Consider the following 16,957-nt stretch of genomic DNA (forward strand, 5'->3'; position numbering starts at 1 on the left):
CTGATGATTTTTTCGCGAAGGAATTTTCTAAGATATATACTTCCATCCGCCTTTATCGTGGATGCAACCCTTAACAAATCAGAAGCTTCTCCAGTTGCTATTGCTAACGATAACACTCATTTAGATAATAATGCAGTCCTTTCGGCCTCCCCATTACATTATAAGGCCCAATATAGTAGTCAGCCAGATGATACGGCTGCGGTTCTTACTGCGATTAACGATTGCATTAAAAACAATAAATATCTTGATCTTAGGGGAGGCCCGTGGAAAATATCGAAAACTTTAGATCTGACAGGCGTCAAATCTATTATCACAGACTGGTCAGGTCGGCTGATTATCAATACCGATAATTTTCAAGCAACTAATAATAGTAATTTTGCTGTAATTATCGGAAACCCGGACTCTGATTATAAAACTGATCGAGCAAATTATACAACGGTCAATGGCCTTTTGTGTATTATTGCTGAAGACCGAAAAATACCTTTAAATGGATTGTTTGTAAAAGGCTCACTTTTAAGCTTCGATTCTATTCGAGTCATAGGATTTAATGGTTCCGGTATAGTATTATCTTCAGTATGGGATAGTTCTTTTAAAAGTCTGTCAAGCGAGCTTTGTGGCAATGTCCATAAATACCAAATAGCAATAATTAGCGGGGGAGATACCTCAAATTGCCTTTCAATCGATAGGATACAGTCGGAAAGAGCATTTCATAAATGTTTATATATAAACGCGATCCGTTCAACACTAAACACTCTACATGCAGAGAGAACTACGATTTTAACTAGAGATGATGGCTCAAGCCTTTCATCTTCCTTGAAATATACCAATGTTTCTATAACATTGAGTAATTGCGTTCTAAATCAAGTTATTCATGACACGTCCGCAAAAAGCAATGATCTTAGCAAATCAGAGAAAATTGTTGCAGATAAATCATCCGTTGTCTTAAATTTAGTTGATACTATTCTTAATTCTGCTCATTTAAATGGATGTGTTCTATCAACCTCAATGGCAATAAGATCTCAATTTAATTCTGTTTTCTGCGAATCATGGTTCTTTGAGGATATCCAGTCAATAGATAATTCTTCAATCGACTGCTCAAACATTAGTAAAACGCTTGTAATCACTCGAAATCTATTATTACAAAACTCAAATCTGGCATCACTCACTATGCCAGAGAATGCTCATGACATACTTATTGATAAATGTAAAATCAGCAACGTTTCTATAAGTAAAAAAATTACCGGCAATATACTATTTCGTTCCTGCCTATTCCAGCCAGAGATGGAATTATTAGAAACAGGCAGCCAAAGTGATACAACACCACAAATTTCACTTTCAGCAAACATCCCTGTTTCTTTTAATGATTGTATATTCCTTGGCAAGGTTAAAGGAATGCAGAACTCCCAAGCAATTTTTAAAGGGGGGTTTATTAATGATGCAGACATCGCAAGTGGATTTGTTGGTCAATTCTATAATGTGCAAATTAAAAAATTCACTTTCTCTGGAGAAGCGGCCTTTATTACCAATCAATGCATTATTGAGGATGTTATTTCATGGAGTCCTCCTAAGAACTTAATCGCGCCATTAGGTGTAAAATCTGAAATAATGAGTGTTCAAAATGGACATTCTCAATATTACTCGCCCGGAAACAATGGTCAGTGGTTATTAAAACAAAAAGATTAATATTTTAGAGGAAGTGCCATTAGGGAGTCTACCCAAAACTCCCTTTTGAACTTGTATTATGTAAAAACATCATTTAAAAACGCGTCAAAAATGCTATAATCATTAAATTGATATTATCTATTTAATTTTAGATCTTTTCTTTCGGAAGACTATATGGATTTTATGTAACTATGATAGAAAGAGAACAACAATCCTTCCTCTTCCACGACTACGAAACCTTCGGAACCAGCCCTTCGCTCGACCGACCGGCGCAGTTCGCCGCCATCCGCACCGATAGCGATCTGAATGTCATTGGCGAACCGGAAGTCTTCTACTGCAAGCCTGCGGACGACTATCTGCCGCAGCTGCAGGCGGTAATGATTACCGGTATTACGCCACAGGAAGCGCTGGCCAAAGGCGACAACGAGGCCGCTTTCGCCCGCCGCATCAACGATCTGTTCACGGTGCCCAAAACCTGTATCGTCGGCTATAACAATGTCCGCTTTGATGACGAAGTCAGTCGCAATATTTTTTATCGCAACTTTTACGATCCCTATGCCTGGAGCTGGCAGCATGATAATTCGCGCTGGGATCTGCTGGATGTAATGCGCGCCTGCTATGCCCTGCGTCCGGAAGGTATCAACTGGCCGGATAACGAAGAAGGACTGCCAAGCTTCCGCCTTGAGCATCTGACCGTCGCAAACGGTATTGAGCATAGTAATGCCCACGATGCGATGGCCGATGTGTACGCCACCATCGCGATGGCGAAACTGGTGAAAACCCATCAGCCGCGTCTGTTTGAATATCTGTACAGTCATCGTAATAAACGCAAGCTGGCGACGTTGATCGACGTGCCGCAGTTAAAACCACTAGTCCACGTTTCCGGTATGTTCGGCGCCGCCCGCGGCAACACCAGCCTGGTCGCGCCGCTAGCCTGGCATCCGGATAACCGCAATGCGGTGATTATGGTTGATCTGGCGGGGGATATGTCGCCGTTGTTGGAGCTCGATGCCGATACACTGCGCGAACGCCTGTATACTCCACGAGATGAACTCGGTGATTTACCGGCAGCGCCAATTAAGCTGGTGCATTTAAATAAATGCCCGGTGCTGGCGCAGGCCAATACGTTGCGCCCGCAGGATGCCGACCGTTTAGGTGTTAATATTCAGCGCTGCCTGGAGAACGCCCAACTGCTGCGCGCAAATCCGCAGGTACGCGAAAAGGTAGTCGCGCTGTATGCCGAAGCCGAACCGTTCACGCCATCGGATAATGTTGACGCCCAACTTTACAACGGATTCTTTAGCGATGCCGATCGCGCGGCGATGAAAATTGTGCTGGAAACCGAACCCCGAAATCTGCCGGCGCTGGATATTACCTTTGCTGATAAACGCATTGAACGCCTGCTGTTTAACTACCGCGCGCGTAACTTCCCCGGTACGCTTGATGAAAACGAACAGCAGCGTTGGTTAGAGCACCGCCGTAACGTCTTTACGCCGGAATTTTTGCAGGCCTATGCCGATGAACTGCAGTTGCTGTATCAACAGTACGCTGACGATAGTGAAAAACAGGCCCTGTTGAAAGCGCTGTGGCAATATGCGCAGGAAATCGTTTAACCCGGGCCAGGCCGTAACCGTAGCCCGGGAATACTGACTTAACTTTTCGCGCGGCTGGCGATTATATCGTCGGCCACGTTACGCGGCGCTTCCGCGTAATGATGGAACTCCATGCTATAGGTCGCGCGGCCCTGCGACATCGATCGCAGCGTAGTGGAATAACCGAACATTTCGGCCAGCGGCACATCGGCACGAATAATCTGGCTACCGAAACGCTCCTCCATCCCCTGCACCATCCCGCGACGGGAAGAGAGATCGCCCATAATATTCCCCGCGTACTCTTCCGGCGTCTCCACCTCGACGTGCATCACCGGCTCCAGGATCACCGGGTCCGCTTTTCGCGCCCCTTCCTTGAAGCCGAAAATTGCCGCCATACGGAAAGCCATCTCGGACGAATCGACGTCATGATACGAACCAAACGTCAGAGTCGCTTTAACGTCGACGACCGGATAGCCCGCCAGCACGCCGGCGCCCATCGCTTCACGCAGCCCTTTCTCCACAGAAGGGATGTATTCACGCGGTACCACCCCACCTTTGGTGGCATCTTCAAATACAAAGCCGCTCCCCGCCGCCAATGGCTCCAGTGTCAGCACGACGTGCCCATACTGCCCCTTACCGCCGGACTGACGCACAAATTTACCTTCCACATCCTTCACCGTTTTACGGATGGTTTCCCGATAGGTAACCTGCGGACGGCCAATATTCGCCTCAACGCCAAACTCGCGTTTCATACGGTCGACGATAATCTCCAGATGCAACTCCCCCATCCCGGAGATAATCGTCTGTCCGGACTCTTCATCGGTGTGCAGGCGGAATGACGGATCCTCGGAAGCCAACCGCTGCAGCGCAATACCCATTTTCTCCTGGTCGGCCTTAGTCTTCGGTTCAATCGCCAGCGAAATGACCGGTTCCGGGAACTCCATGCGCTCGAGAGTGATGACCGCATCCGGATCGCATAGCGTATCGCCCGTCGTGACATCTTTTAGACCAACACAGGCGGCAATATCGCCGGCATGCAGCTCGTCGACTTCGTGGCGATCGTTGGCATGCATCAGCACGATACGCCCGATACGCTCTTTCTTGCCCTTCACCGGGTTAAAAACCGCATCGCCCTTTTTCAACGTCCCGGAATAGACGCGAATGAAGGTCAACTGGCCGACGTAGGGATCGGTCATGAGTTTAAACGCCAGCGCCGACAGCGGCTCATCGTCGCTCGGGTGACGTTCCGCCGGTTGCCCCTTGTCATCAATACCCTGAATAGCCGGAATATCCAGCGGCGACGGCATGAATTCAACGACCGCGTCGAGCATCCTCTGTACGCCTTTATTTTTAAAAGCGCTACCGCAGAGCACCGGCTGGATCTCGCCGCCGACCGTGCGTTTACGTAGTCCGGCCACAATTTCCGCTTCGCTCAGTTCACCGCTCTCAAGATATTTATCCATCAGCTCATCACTGGCTTCCGCCGCGGCCGAGACCATTTTTTCCCGCCACTGCCGGGCCGTCGCCAGCAGGTCATCAGGTACAGGCGCGTAACTGAACGTCATCCCCTGCGTTGCATCATCCCACTGAATGGCCCGCATCTTTATCAGGTCAACGACGCCGGTGAAATGCTCTTCGGCGCCAATGGGGATCACAATCGGCACCGGATTGGCCTTCAGGCGGTCGATCATCATTTGCACCACGCGGAAGAAATCGGCGCCCGGGCGGTCCATTTTGTTGACGAAAGCCAGTCGCGGTACATGATACTTGTTGGCCTGCCGCCAGACGGTCTCCGACTGCGGCTGCACGCCGCCGACCGAGTCATAGACCATCACCGCGCCGTCCAGCACGCGCATCGAGCGTTCTACTTCGATAGTGAAGTCCACGTGCCCCGGAGTATCAATGATATTAATACGATGGGGCTCAAAGCTGCGGTCCATCCCGGGCCAGAAACAGCTTACCGCTGCGGAAGTAATGGTAATCCCACGTTCCTGCTCCTGCGCCATCCAGTCGGTAGTTGCCGCGCCATCGTGTACTTCACCCAGCTTATGGCTCATTCCGGTGTAAAACAGAATGCGCTCAGTGGTGGTGGTTTTACCGGCATCGATATGCGCGGAGATACCGATGTTGCGATAACGTTCGAGGGGGATGGGTCGGGGCATGATGCGTCCTTAGTCATTTTGACTGTCAATGAGCGGCTAAATCCGCCGCGGTTAGGTTTACGGCATCTATAATAGTACAACTGTACGAGTATATTCGAACTGTTTTCTCTATCACTGTTATCGGTCAGGTTGCGACGGCGCGCGTGGCGCAAGAAAAGGAGTTTGGGTATATTAGCCGCCAGCCGCCGATACGGACTGCTGTTCGCGTAAACAGCACAACCGCCGACACAGGAATATTATGATCGCCAATCACCCCGAACGTGAACAAATTCGCCTGGAAAATGTCCTTTTTGCCCTCGGTAACCCCTTGCGGCTGGAAATCATTCGCACGCTCTCCGACGGCAGCGAGCAGAGTTGTAACGCGCTACGCAAAGAAGATATCGCTAAATCCACCATGACTCACCACTGGCGGGTGCTGCGCGACAGCGGCGTGATCTGGCAACGTCCTCAGGGTCGGGAAAACTTAATTTCGCTCCGCCGCGACGATTTGGATGCCCGCTTTCCAGGACTGTTGGATACGCTGCTTAACGTGATGCGACAGGAGAAGTAAGCGCTCCATCCCCTGACCCCGCCAAGGTGACAGCCGCCACCGGGGATATTCAGCGGACGCCAGAAACAAAAAAGCCGGAGGTTTCCCTCCGGCTTTTGTTAGCATAAAGCGTGATTATGCAACGTCTTCGTATTGCGGTACCGGGTTGCGGAAGCTTTTGGTTACGCACGCCAGGTAAATCAGACCGATACCGGCCCAGATCAGACCCAGGATCATCGAGCTCTCTTCCAGGTTAACCCACAGCGCGCCTACGGTCAGAGCGCCGCACATCGGCAGGAACAGATACTGGAAGTGGTCTTTCAGCGTCTTGTTGCGTTTCTCGCGGATCCAGAACTGCGAGATAACCGACAGGTTAACGAAGGTGAACGCCACCAGCGCGCCGAAGTTAATCAGCGCGGTCGCCATTACCAGGTCAAAGTTAATCGCCAGCAGCGCGATCGCGCCAACCAGGATGATGTTCATCGCCGGGGTGCGCCAGGTCGGATGCACGTAGCCGAAGAAGCTTTTCGGGAATACGCCATCGCGACCCATTACGTACATCAGGCGCGCAACGCCAGCGTGCGCCGCCATACCGGAAGCCAGCACGGTGATGGTAGAGAAGATCAGCGCGCCCACCTGGAAGGCTTTACCTGCCACATACAGCATGATTTCAGGCTGTGAGGCATCCGGATCCTTAAAGCGCGAGATATCCGGGAAGTACAGCTGCAGGAAGTAGGTAGCAAAAATGAAGATCAGGCCGCCAATCAGCGCAGTCAGGAAGATAGCGCGCGGAATAACGCGTTCTGCATCTTTGGTCTCTTCAGACAGATTGCTGATGCCGTCAAAGCCGGTAAATGAGAAGCAGAGTATCGTCGCCCCGGTAATCATCGGGATAACGTGCGCATCGCCGGACCAGAACGGACGGCTGCTGGCCAGCGTACCGGCGCCCTCGCCTTCAAATACGCCATACACCACCATGCCGAGGATCACGGCAATCAGTACCACCTGCAACACCACGATAACGGTATTGAAGTTGGCGACGGACTTGATGCTGCGCAGGTTAAAGGCGGTCATAAACGCGACCAGCGCGATAACAAACACCCACGACGGAATCGAAGGCACCAGCGCTTCAAAGTAGATTTTCGCCAGCAGGATATTGATCATCGGCGCGAACAGGTAGTCGAGCAGAGAGGACCAACCCACCATGAAGCCAACGGTCGGGCTAATGGATTTCTGGGCGTAGGTATACGCTGAACCCGCGGAAGGATAGCGGCGTACCAGCTTCCCATAGCTCAGCGCAGTAAAAAGAATAGCGATTAACGCAAAGGCGTAGGCCGTCGGCACGTGGCCGTCGGTCATACCAGAGACGATACCGAACGTATCGAACAGCGTCATCGGCTGCATATAGGCCAGGCCCATCATTACAACCGGAACTAACGTAAGGGTTTTACGTAATTCCACGCGAGAGGTATTTGGAGTAGCGTTATGCGACATAGTTATCCCCTTTTACGGCGAAGGCCAGCGCGTAAGCAAAAAATTGCCCCATTTCTTTCTATTCCTCAGCGACAACGACTGTCGGTTTTTAGTAAATATCTATCCGGTACGAAGCCCGGCCTCTTGGTATTGAATGATGTGTCTTTCGACCAAAAAAATAACCGACACTTTAAAAAAAGCGTCGGCTAGTCTCTGGTTTTCAGGCTGCGTATTTTGCAACAACTTCTGGCTTAATGACAAGATGTTGTAAGGTTTATTAATAGGCTAAGAATTCTAACCGCCTAATATTCATACTATTTTAGTATTGTAGATCTGACGAATAGCACTATTTGCTAATATCGCTTGTAACCACCATTGCGCGGCAAGGCCAAAAACGTCTTCATTCCAGCCAATCCATGCCCGATGCAGCCGCGCGGGTGTGGTAATGCGTTTCTCGACCAATTTGCCCTTCTGCAGCCAGGCCTTAGCCAGATAACGCGGCAAGTAGGCCCAGCCCAGCCCGGCGCATACCAGCTCCAACAGGCCGTTCATATCAAAAACCGTCACACTCTCCTGCTTTTCGCTTTGCAGCAAACCGGCATCGCAGATAATCGCCCGATATCGCTGTAACACCCGCAAATTCAGCGGTTCCTTAGCCTGCGCCAGCGGATGATTAATCGCGACCACAAAACACAGATCCAGCTCGCCAAGCAGACTAAAACCATAACCCACCAGCGTTGGCGGCTCGTTAAGCGCGCCCAGCACCATGTCGGCCTCGCCTGCCACCAGAGCATCCCAACCTCCAGCATTGGTGAATTGCAAACGGGTCACGTTGTGCTGTTGATAAAACTGTTCCATGAGTGAAGTTAAAAGAGAGAAAGGAAAAGTCATATCGACGCTGATGGTCAGGGTATTTTCCCAGCCCTGATGTAACCTGATAGCCTGCAGCTCAAGTTCACGAGCGGTATGAAGTAGCTCACGCCCCTTTTCCAACAGCATCTGCCCGGTGCAAGTAAAGCGCGCCCGATGGCCGCTACGATCCAGCAGTTGGATATTTAGATCGCTTTCTAGTTTATGGATGGTGTAGCCCAGCGCCGAGGGGGTTTTATAGAGCTTTGCCGAGGCCGCGGCAAAGCTCCCCTCTTTTTCTAAGGCATCAAGAATAACGAGGACATCCAGCAGTGGTTTCATCGCCCCCCCCTTACGGTACGCGAATGCCTGCTGGTGGTTACTCCATCGGCATCACCAGCGGATCGGGGTACTGGTATTCAAAGCCAAGCTCATAGCAGATCCGGTTGCCATCAATGATTTTACCTTTACCGCCTTCCGGGTTATCGGTAAATACCGGTAACGGCAGCCCAAGTTCACGGGCCATCTGCGGATAAAAGACACCTCGCGCCGGATGCATTGGCGCACATATATTATAGATGTGTCCGCCTTTCGGAGCCTGAAGCAATAACTCAATCGCGGCAATAACATCCTGCAGATGCACCAGATTGACCCCGTGCTGCCCATCCGGAGCCGATTTACCGGCAAAGAAACGCCCCGGGTGGCGAGAAGGCCCCACCAGCCCGGCGAGACGCAGAATATCCACCGAGGTACCCGGCAACGCATGCAGCCAGTCCTCCAGCTCTTTCAGAACCCTGCCGCTGGCGGTTTGCGGATCGCGCGGCGAATTTTCCTTCATCGTCCCTTCAGTATTGCCATAAACCGAGGTCGAACTGGTAAAAATAATGCGTGGAATATGCCGCGAGAGCGCGGTATCGACAATCTCCTGCACCGCCTGTAGATAAAAATCTTCCCCGGGGCCCGTGCGCCGCGCTGGTAACGTGATGACCAGCGCATCGACGTTCATCATCGCGTCCAGATCCTCAGCATCACAGATCAGCTGGGGGTCAAGACGCAGCGGATATCCTTCAATACCGCACATCCGCGCCGCCTCTACGCCATCCTGCGTCGTTTTACTGCCGGTGACATGCCAACCACGCGCGCGCAATGACAACGCAAGCGGCATGCCCAGCCACCCTAATCCGACAATCGCGACCTTTTTCATACCCTGGCTCCTGACTCATTCGCTGTGCTGATACTAGGCTACGCCAGCCTGCGAGACCTGACAATTTGTTCGACGAATATGAAATGAATTAATGATGGAAAAAAGGGCTTGCTTTATGCGCCGGAACTGGTTTAGGTTAAAAGACATCAAATGCATAGTCATTCAAAGAGAATTTTATGAACAGCGTTCAATTTAAAAACCACCATCATCACCATCATCCTGACTAGTCTTTCAGGCGATGTGTGCTGGAAGACGTTTGGATCTTCCAGTGGTGCATGAACGCAAAGAGAGCCCCCGGAAGATTCACTTCCGGGGGCTTTTTTTTGGACCGAATTCGGACAGATTCAGACAGGTATTCAGAGGAAAACAACAATGTTAGACAACACCCGTTTACGCATAGCTATTCAGAAATCAGGCCGTTTGAGTGAAGATTCACGCGAACTGCTCGGCCGTTGCGGCATTAAAGTCAACCTGCACACCCAGCGTCTGATCGCCCTTGCGGAAAACATGCCGATCGACATTCTGCGCGTTCGCGATGACGATATTCCGGGGCTGGTGATGGACGGCGTTGTCGACCTTGGCATTATCGGCGAGAACGTGCTGGAAGAAGAGCTGCTGAGCCGCCGCGCGCAGGGCGAAGACCCGCGCTATTTCACCCTGCGCCGTCTCGATTTTGGCGGATGCCGCCTGTCGCTGGCGACACCGGTGGATGAAAACTGGAATGGCCCGGCGGCGCTGGACGGTAAACGCATCGCCACCTCTTACCCGCACCTGTTAAAGCGCTATCTCGATCAGAAAGGTATCTCCTTTAAATCCTGTCTGCTGAACGGCTCCGTCGAAGTCGCTCCGCGCGCAGGCCTTGCCGATGCCATCTGCGATCTCGTTTCTACCGGCGCAACCCTCGAAGCCAACGGCCTGCGCGAAGTTGAAGTGATTTATCGTTCCAAAGCCTGCCTGATCCAGCGCGACGGTGAGATGGACGATGCGAAACAGCAGCTGATCGACCGTCTGCTGACCCGTATTCAGGGGGTTATCCAGGCCCGCGAATCGAAATACATCATGATGCACGCGCCGACCGAACGGCTGGAAGAAGTGGTGGCGCTGCTGCCGGGCGCAGAGCGGCCAACTATTCTACCGCTGGCAGGCGACAAACAGCGGGTAGCGATGCACATGGTCAGCAGCGAAACCCTGTTCTGGGAAACCATGGAAAAACTGAAAGCGCTGGGCGCCAGCTCCATCCTGGTGCTACCGATAGAGAAAATGATGGAGTAATCCAGCAATTCGTTTACGGGACAAACAGGGGAAATGACCATGAGCTTCAATACCATTATCGACTGGAATAGCTGCAGCGCCGCACAACAGCAACAACTATTAATGCGCCCGGCGATTTCAGCTTCTGAGAGTATCAGCAAAACGGTAGCCGGGATCCTCGCTAACGTAAAAGAGAATGGCGATGCCGCCTTACGCGAATATAGCGCCAAATTCGATAAAACCACCGTCACAGCGCTCAAAGTGTCTGACGAAGAGATTGCTGCCGCCGGCGCGCGCCTCAGCGACGAGCTCAAACAAGCGATGGCGGTGGCGGTCAATAATATCGAGACCTTTCACAACGCGCAGCAGTTGCAGGTTGTCGATGTTGAAACCCAACCCGGCGTTCGCTGCCAGCAGCTTACCCGCCCTATCGCCTCCGTCGGCTTATATATTCCGGGCGGTTCGGCGCCGCTGTTTTCAACGGTGCTGATGCTCGCCACACCGGCGCGCATTGCCGGCTGTCAGGAAGTGGTACTTTGCTCGCCGCCGCCGATTGCCGATGAAATCCTTTATGCGGCGCAGCTTTGCGGCGTGCGTAATATCTTTAACGTCGGCGGCGCGCAGGCTATCGCGGCAATGGCCTTCGGCACGGAATCGGTGGCGAAAGTCGCTAAAATCTTTGGCCCTGGCAACGCCTTCGTCACCGAGGCCAAACGCCAGGTCAGCCAGCGCCTTGACGGCGCGGCTATCGATATGCCCGCTGGCCCGTCGGAAGTTCTGGTGATTGCCGACAGCGGCGCGACGCCGGATTTCGTCGCCTCCGATTTACTCTCCCAGGCGGAACATGGCCCGGATTCCCAGGTTATCTTGCTGACCCCGGACGCCGACATGGGCTCCCGGGTCGCCGCAGCGGTTGAACGTCAGCTAGCGGCCCTGCCGCGTGCCGAAACCGCGCGTGAAGCGCTTTCCGCCAGCCGTATTATTGTCGCCCGCGATCTCGCCCAATGTGTAGAGATCTCAAATCAGTACGGACCGGAGCACCTGATTATCCAGACCCGTAACGCCCGTGAACTAGTTGACGGTATCACCAGCGCCGGTTCGGTATTCCTCGGTGACTGGTCGCCAGAATCGGCAGGTGATTACGCCTCCGGCACCAACCACGTGCTGCCGACCTACGGCTACACCGCGACCTGTTCCAGCCTCGGTCTGGCGGATTTTCAAAAGCGCATGACCGTACAGGAGTTGACGCGTGAAGGCTTCGCCGCCCTCGCCCCGACTATCGAGATCCTGGCCGCAGCCGAACTGCTGACCGCCCACAAAAACGCCGTAACGCTGCGCGTAGCCGCCCTTAAGGAGCAAGCATGAGCATTGAAGACTTAGCCCGCGCCAATATCCGCGCGCTGACACCGTATCAATCCGCCCGCCGTCTTGGGGGGAAAGGCGACGTGTGGCTGAACGCCAACGAATTCCCCACCGCCGTGGAATTCCAGTTGACCGAACAGACATTAAACCGCTATCCAGAACCACAGCCGAAGGCGGTTATCGAAAACTACGCGCAATATGCCGGCGTAAAACCAGAACAGGTACTGGTGAGCCGCGGTGCTGACGAAGGCATCGAGTTGCTGATCCGCGCCTTTTGCGAACCGGGCGAGGACGCTGTCCTTTATTGCCCGCCAACCTACGGCATGTACAGCGTCAGCGCCGAAACCATCGGCGTTGAGTGCCGTACGGTGCCGACGCTCGCCGACTGGCAGCTCGATTTGCCGGGTATCGAAGCGAATCTCACCGGCGTGAAAGTGGTGTTTGTCTGCAGCCCCAATAATCCGACCGGGCAGATAATCAATCCGCAAGATTTCCGCGCCCTGCTGGAAATGACGCGCGGTAAAGCAATCGTGGTAGCGGATGAAGCCTATATTGAGTTCTGCCCCCAGGCATCTCTGGCGAACTGGCTGAGCGAGTACCCGCACCTGGCTATCCTGCGCACTTTATCGAAAGCCTTTGCGCTGGCCGGGCTGCGCTGCGGTTTTACGCTGGCTAACGCAGAGGTGATTAATGTACTGCTGAAAGTCATCGCGCCTTATCCGCTCTCGACGCCGGTCGCCGATATCGCCGCCCAGGCATTAAGCCCGGCAGGCATTGCCGCTATGCGCGCGCGCGTGGCGCAGATCATTGATGAACGCGCATACCTGGTCAATGCGCTGCGCGAGATCGCCTGCGTCGAGCAGGTTTTCGATTCCGAGACCAACTACCTGCTGGCGCGGATAACCGCCTCCAGCGCGGTGTTTAAATCTTTGTGGGATCAGGGCATTATCTTACGTGACCAAAATAAACAACCCTCATTAAGCGGCTGTTTGCGTATCACTATCGGTACCCGTGCAGAGAGCCAGCGCGTGATTGACGCTTTGACTGCGGAGAATGTATGACCCAGAAGTTTCTCTTTATTGACCGTGACGGTACGCTTATCTCTGAACCGCCGGTTGATTTTCAGGTAGACCGGTTTGAAAAACTGGCCTTCGAACCGCAGGTGATCCCGGCGCTGCTTAAGCTACAGCAGGAAGGCTATAAGCTGGTGATGATCACCAACCAGGATGGCCTTGGTACCGATAGCCTGCCGCAGGAGGAATTCGACGGCCCGCACAACCTGATGATGCAGGTCTTCTCCTCGCAGGGCGTTAACTTTGAATCCGTCCTGATTTGCCCGCACATGCCTGGTGATAACTGCGACTGCCGCAAGCCGAAGACCCAACTGGTATTGCCGTGGCTGGAAGAGGGCGTAATGGATAAAGCCCACAGTTACGTCATCGGCGACCGCGCCACCGATATAGAGTTAGCGGATAACATGGGCATCATCGGCCTGCGCTATAACAGTGAAACGCTGAACTGGCCGACCATCTGCGAACAGCTGACCCGTCGCGACCGCTACGCTCACGTTGAGCGCATCACCAAAGAGACCCAGGTTGACGTTAAAGTCTGGCTGGATCGTGAAGGCGGCAGCAAGATCCACACCGGCGTGGGTTTCTTCGACCACATGCTCGATCAGATTGCCACCCACGGCGGCTTTCGCCTGGAGATTAACGTCGGCGGCGATCTTTACATCGACGATCACCACACCGTAGAAGATACCGGCCTGGCGTTAGGCGAAGCGCTGAAGCTGGCGCTGGGCGATAAGCGCGGCATTAACCGCTTTGGCTTCGTGTTGCCGATGGATGAATGCCTGGCGCGCTGTGCGCTGGATATCTCAGGTCGCCCACACCTCGAATATAAAGCTGACTTCACCTATCAGCGCGTCGGCGACCTGAGCACCGAGATGGTCGAACACTTCTTCCGCTCGCTCTCCTATACCATGGCGGTGACGCTGCACCTGAAAACCAAAGGTAAGAACGATCACCACCGCGTCGAGAGCCTGTTCAAGGCCTTTGGCCGTACGCTGCGCCAGGCCATTCGGGTCCAGGGCGACACGTTGCCATCTTCAAAAGGGGTATTGTGATGAACGTGGTGATCCTCGATACCGGGTGCGCCAACCTCAACTCGGTGAAATCTGCAGTGAGCCGCCATGGCTATGAGCCAGTGGTCAGCCGCGAGCCGGATGTTGTTCTGCGTGCCGATAAACTTTTTCTGCCCGGCGTCGGCACCGCGCAGGCTGCGATGGATCAGCTGCGCGAACGCGAGCTCATTGACTTGATTAAAGCCTGTACCCAGCCGGTGCTGGGGATTTGTCTCGGCATGCAGTTACTCGGTGCGCGCAGCGAAGAGAATAACGGTGTTGAGCTACTGGGCATTATTGATGAAGAAGTGCCGAAAATGACCGACCACGGACTGCCGCTGCCGCATATGGGATGGAACCGGGTCTATGCCAAAGCCGGCGATCGCCTGTTCCGCGGCATTGAAGAAGGCGCTTATTTCTATTTCGTCCATAGCTACGCCATGCAGGTCAATCCGTACACTATCGCCCAATGCAACTACGGCGAGGCCTTCACCGCGGCGGTACAGAAAGATAACTTCTTTGGCGTACAGTTCCACCCTGAGCGCTCAGGTAGCGCCGGTGCGCAGCTGCTGAAAAATTTCCTGGAGATGTAATGATCATTCCAGCTTTAGATTTAATTGACGGTACCGTGGTGCGCCTGCATCAGGGCGACTATGGCCAGCAGCGCGACTATGGCAACGATCCGTTACCGCGCCTGCAATCCTATGCGGATCAGGGCGCGGAAGTATTGCATCTGGTTGATCTGACCGGGGCGAAAGATCCGGCAAAACGCCAGATTCCGCTGCTTAAGACCCTGGTTGCCGGCATTACGGTACCTGTGCAGGTCGGCGGCGGCGTACGTACGCAAGAAGACGTTGCCGCACTGCTTGATGCCGGCGTGGCGCGCGTGGTGGTCGGTTCAACGGCAGTGAAATCGCCGGAGGAGGTCAAAGGCTGGTTTAAACGCTTTGGCCCCGAGCATCTGGTGCTGGCGCTGGATGTACGCATTGATGCCGAGGGTCATAAACAGGTGGCGGTGAGCGGCTGGCAGGAAAACTCTGGCGTCACTCTGGAAGAGCTGGTGGAAAGCTATCTGCCGGTCGGCTTGCAACATGTGCTGTGTACCGATATCTCCCGTGACGGTACTCTGGCGGGTTCCAACGTCTCTCTATATGAAGAGGTCTGCGCGCGTTATCCGCAGGTGGCGTTCCAGTCTTCCGGCGGGATCGGCGGTCTCAGCGATATCGCCGCGCTGCGCGGAACCGGCGTTCGCGGGGTGATCGTCGGCCGCGCGCTACTGGAAGGTAAATTCAACGTAACGGAGGCCATTCAATGCTGGCAAAACGGATAATCCCCTGCCTGGACGTCCGCGACGGTCAGGTAGTAAAAGGCGTGCAGTTTCGCAACCACGAAATTATCGGTGATATCGTTCCGCTGGCAAAACGCTATGCCGATGAAGGCGCGGATGAACTGGTGTTCTACGATATTACCGCCTCCAGCGATGGCCGGGTAGTCGATAAAAGTTGGGTATCGCGCGTAGCGGAAGTGATTGATATTCCGTTCTGCGTAGCCGGTGGAATTAAGTCGCTGGAAGACGCGGCGCAGATCCTCTCCTTCGGCGCCGACAAAATTTCAATTAACTCGCCTGCGCTTGCGGATCCAACGTTAATCACCCGTCTCGCCGATCGCTTTGGCGTGCAGTGCATCGTGGTAGGGATTGATACCTGGTTTGATGAACAGACCGGAAAATATCACGTTAATCAGTACACCGGCGATGAGAGCCGAACTCGCGTCACTCAATGGGAGACGCTGGATTGGGTACAGGAAGTACAAAAGCGCGGAGCGGGAGAAATTGTCCTCAACATGATGAACCAGGACGGCGTGCGCAACGGTTACGATCTGGATCAGCTCAGAAAGGTCCGTGAAGTGTGTAACGTTCCGCTGATTGCCTCCGGCGGCGCCGGTACCATGGAGCACTTCCTTGAGGCATTCCGCGACGCCAACGTCGATGGCGCCCTCGCCGCTTCCGTGTTCCATAAACAAATTATTAATATTGGCGAATTAAAAACGTTCCTGTCAGCCCAGGGCGTGGAGATCAGGGTATGTTGAGTGAACAGCTGGATTGGCAAAAAACCGACGGCATGATGCCGGCCATCATACAGCACGCTGAATCTGGCGAAGTGTTAATGCTAGGATATATGAATGAGGACGCGCTGGCGAAAACGCAAGAAAGCGGCAAAGTAACCTTCTACTCGCGCACCAAACAGCGCCTGTGGACAAAGGGTGAAACCTCCGGCAACTTTCTTAATGTGGTCAGCATTACCCCGGATTGCGATAACGATACCTTGTTAGTGTTGGTCAACCCGATAGGCCCGACCTGCCACAAAGGAACTTCAAGCTGCTTTGGGGAAACCGGACACCAATGGCTGTTCCTCTATCAACTGGAACAACTGCTGGCCGAGCGCAAACATGCAGACCCGGAGAGCTCATACACTGCGAAACTGTATGCCAGCGGCACCAAACGTATTGCGCAAAAAGTTGGGGAAGAAGGCGTAGAGACCGCCCTGGCCGCGACGGTAAATGACAAGTTTGAACTGAAGAATGAAGCGTCAGACCTGATGTATCACCTGCTGGTGCTACTTCAGGACCAGGGGCTGGATTTAGGGGATATTATCGATAATCTTAAGTCCAGACATAAGTAAATCGAAACATGCATTGAAGGGACTCTGGTTTAATATGATCATCCTTTAAACCAGAGTCTATGTATTAACC

The 16,957-nt window shown here is 53.3% G+C and carries 17 protein-coding genes and 1 other annotated feature; of the genes, 12 read left to right on the forward strand and 5 right to left on the reverse strand.

Going from position 1 to position 16,957, the window contains the following annotated elements; all coding sequences use genetic code 11:
• The first annotated feature begins 3 nt into the window (after positions 1–3).
• Positions 4–1,683 (forward strand): hypothetical protein, encoded by a 1,680-nt coding sequence (locus AC22LX_RS07075; RefSeq protein WP_152906360.1) that lies wholly within the window; start codon positions 4–6, stop codon positions 1,681–1,683.
• A 170-nt stretch (positions 1,684–1,853) separates the two neighbouring features.
• Entirely contained in the window at positions 1,854–3,275 is a 1,422-nt protein-coding gene (gene sbcB / locus AC22LX_RS07080; protein ID WP_487333889.1) for an exodeoxyribonuclease I, read from the forward strand.
• 38 nt (positions 3,276–3,313) lie between these two features.
• On the opposite strand, the gene fusA is transcribed toward sbcB, so the two are convergent.
• Positions 3,314–5,416, reverse strand: coding sequence for an elongation factor G (fusA, locus tag AC22LX_RS07085; protein ID WP_047045925.1), 2,103 nt, complete (start codon positions 5,414–5,416; stop codon positions 3,314–3,316).
• Between the two features lie 238 nt (positions 5,417–5,654).
• Here fusA and AC22LX_RS07090 point away from each other — a divergent pair, with 238 nt between their 5' ends.
• The gene (locus AC22LX_RS07090) at positions 5,655–5,966 is read left to right on the forward strand and encodes an ArsR/SmtB family transcription factor (RefSeq protein WP_015365828.1); all 312 of its coding nucleotides are present in this window, start codon (positions 5,655–5,657) and stop codon (positions 5,964–5,966) included.
• Positions 5,967–6,080: 114 nt separating this feature from the next.
• Here the strand turns inward: AC22LX_RS07090 and plaP are convergent, their stop codons facing one another.
• The 4 genes from plaP to AC22LX_RS07110 form a co-directional block, all read right to left on the reverse strand.
• Entirely contained in the window at positions 6,081–7,439 is a 1,359-nt protein-coding gene (gene plaP / locus AC22LX_RS07095; RefSeq protein WP_015365827.1) for a putrescine/proton symporter PlaP, read from the reverse strand.
• Entirely contained in the window at positions 7,429–7,491 is a 63-nt protein-coding gene (gene yoeI, locus AC22LX_RS07100) for a membrane protein YoeI (RefSeq protein ID WP_098949253.1), read from the reverse strand. The genes plaP and yoeI overlap by 11 nt, the downstream gene beginning before the upstream one ends.
• 236 nt (positions 7,492–7,727) lie before the next feature.
• A complete protein-coding gene (locus AC22LX_RS07105; RefSeq protein WP_487333890.1) occupies positions 7,728–8,609 on the reverse strand; it encodes a LysR substrate-binding domain-containing protein in 882 nt (293 codons plus the stop codon).
• 37 nt (positions 8,610–8,646) lie between these two features.
• Positions 8,647–9,471: an SDR family oxidoreductase gene (locus AC22LX_RS07110; RefSeq protein WP_045391752.1), complete on the reverse strand. Its 825-nt coding sequence runs from the start codon at positions 9,469–9,471 to the stop codon at positions 8,647–8,649.
• Between the two features lie 176 nt (positions 9,472–9,647).
• Here AC22LX_RS07110 and hisL point away from each other — a divergent pair, with 176 nt between their 5' ends.
• The 9 genes from hisL to hisIE all read left to right on the forward strand — a co-directional run bounded on the left by hisL (position 9,648) and on the right by hisIE (position 16,887).
• Positions 9,648–9,698, forward strand: a complete 51-nt coding sequence (hisL, locus tag AC22LX_RS07115) for a his operon leader peptide (protein WP_009654477.1) — start codon at positions 9,648–9,650, stop codon at positions 9,696–9,698.
• Positions 9,674–9,796, forward strand: a sequence feature (His leader region). It overlaps the preceding gene by 25 nt.
• A 47-nt stretch (positions 9,797–9,843) precedes the next feature.
• Positions 9,844–10,743: an ATP phosphoribosyltransferase gene (gene hisG, locus AC22LX_RS07120; RefSeq protein WP_045379285.1), complete on the forward strand. Its 900-nt coding sequence runs from the start codon at positions 9,844–9,846 to the stop codon at positions 10,741–10,743.
• Positions 10,744–10,782: 39 nt separating this feature from the next.
• Positions 10,783–12,087, forward strand: coding sequence for a histidinol dehydrogenase (gene hisD, locus AC22LX_RS07125; protein ID WP_063447759.1), 1,305 nt, complete (start codon positions 10,783–10,785; stop codon positions 12,085–12,087).
• Positions 12,084–13,145: a histidinol-phosphate transaminase gene (hisC, locus tag AC22LX_RS07130; protein ID WP_049061318.1), complete on the forward strand. Its 1,062-nt coding sequence runs from the start codon at positions 12,084–12,086 to the stop codon at positions 13,143–13,145. The genes hisD and hisC overlap by 4 nt, the downstream gene beginning before the upstream one ends.
• On the forward strand, positions 13,142–14,209 hold the full coding sequence (hisB, locus tag AC22LX_RS07135) for a bifunctional histidinol-phosphatase/imidazoleglycerol-phosphate dehydratase HisB (RefSeq protein ID WP_047066723.1): 1,068 nt from the start codon (positions 13,142–13,144) through the stop codon (positions 14,207–14,209). The genes hisC and hisB overlap by 4 nt, the downstream gene beginning before the upstream one ends.
• Positions 14,209–14,799 (forward strand): imidazole glycerol phosphate synthase subunit HisH, encoded by a 591-nt coding sequence (gene hisH / locus AC22LX_RS07140; protein ID WP_045391767.1) that lies wholly within the window; start codon positions 14,209–14,211, stop codon positions 14,797–14,799. Before hisB ends, hisH begins: the two co-directional genes overlap by 1 nt.
• Positions 14,799–15,536, forward strand: a complete 738-nt coding sequence (hisA, locus tag AC22LX_RS07145) for a 1-(5-phosphoribosyl)-5-[(5-phosphoribosylamino)methylideneamino]imidazole-4-carboxamide isomerase (protein WP_045391770.1) — start codon at positions 14,799–14,801, stop codon at positions 15,534–15,536. The genes hisH and hisA overlap by 1 nt, the downstream gene beginning before the upstream one ends.
• On the forward strand, positions 15,518–16,294 hold the full coding sequence (gene hisF, locus AC22LX_RS07150) for an imidazole glycerol phosphate synthase subunit HisF (RefSeq protein ID WP_045391773.1): 777 nt from the start codon (positions 15,518–15,520) through the stop codon (positions 16,292–16,294). Before hisA ends, hisF begins: the two co-directional genes overlap by 19 nt.
• Entirely contained in the window at positions 16,288–16,887 is a 600-nt protein-coding gene (gene hisIE, locus AC22LX_RS07155; RefSeq protein ID WP_045391776.1) for a bifunctional phosphoribosyl-AMP cyclohydrolase/phosphoribosyl-ATP diphosphatase HisIE, read from the forward strand. The genes hisF and hisIE overlap by 7 nt, the downstream gene beginning before the upstream one ends.
• Positions 16,888–16,957 lie beyond the last annotated feature (70 nt).

This window comes from Klebsiella sp. PK01, assembly GCF_057624675.1.

Coding starts and splice junctions, on each gene's coding strand:
- hisF (WP_045391773.1), top strand. CDS start 15,518: ATGCTGGCAAAACGGATAATCCCCTGCCTGGACGTCCGCGACGGTCAG.
- AC22LX_RS07075 (WP_152906360.1), top strand. CDS start 4: ATGATTTTTTCGCGAAGGAATTTTCTAAGATATATACTTCCATCCGCC.
- plaP (WP_015365827.1), bottom strand. CDS start 7,439: ATGTCGCATAACGCTACTCCAAATACCTCTCGCGTGGAATTACGTAAA.
- hisC (WP_049061318.1), top strand. CDS start 12,084: ATGAGCATTGAAGACTTAGCCCGCGCCAATATCCGCGCGCTGACACCG.
- fusA (WP_047045925.1), bottom strand. CDS start 5,416: ATGCCCCGACCCATCCCCCTCGAACGTTATCGCAACATCGGTATCTCC.
- hisB (WP_047066723.1), top strand. CDS start 13,142: ATGACCCAGAAGTTTCTCTTTATTGACCGTGACGGTACGCTTATCTCT.
- hisH (WP_045391767.1), top strand. CDS start 14,209: ATGAACGTGGTGATCCTCGATACCGGGTGCGCCAACCTCAACTCGGTG.
- hisA (WP_045391770.1), top strand. CDS start 14,799: ATGATCATTCCAGCTTTAGATTTAATTGACGGTACCGTGGTGCGCCTG.
- hisD (WP_063447759.1), top strand. CDS start 10,783: ATGAGCTTCAATACCATTATCGACTGGAATAGCTGCAGCGCCGCACAA.
- sbcB (WP_487333889.1), top strand. CDS start 1,854: ATGATAGAAAGAGAACAACAATCCTTCCTCTTCCACGACTACGAAACC.
- hisIE (WP_045391776.1), top strand. CDS start 16,288: ATGTTGAGTGAACAGCTGGATTGGCAAAAAACCGACGGCATGATGCCG.
- AC22LX_RS07110 (WP_045391752.1), bottom strand. CDS start 9,471: ATGAAAAAGGTCGCGATTGTCGGATTAGGGTGGCTGGGCATGCCGCTT.
- AC22LX_RS07090 (WP_015365828.1), top strand. CDS start 5,655: ATGATCGCCAATCACCCCGAACGTGAACAAATTCGCCTGGAAAATGTC.
- hisG (WP_045379285.1), top strand. CDS start 9,844: ATGTTAGACAACACCCGTTTACGCATAGCTATTCAGAAATCAGGCCGT.
- AC22LX_RS07105 (WP_487333890.1), bottom strand. CDS start 8,609: ATGAAACCACTGCTGGATGTCCTCGTTATTCTTGATGCCTTAGAAAAA.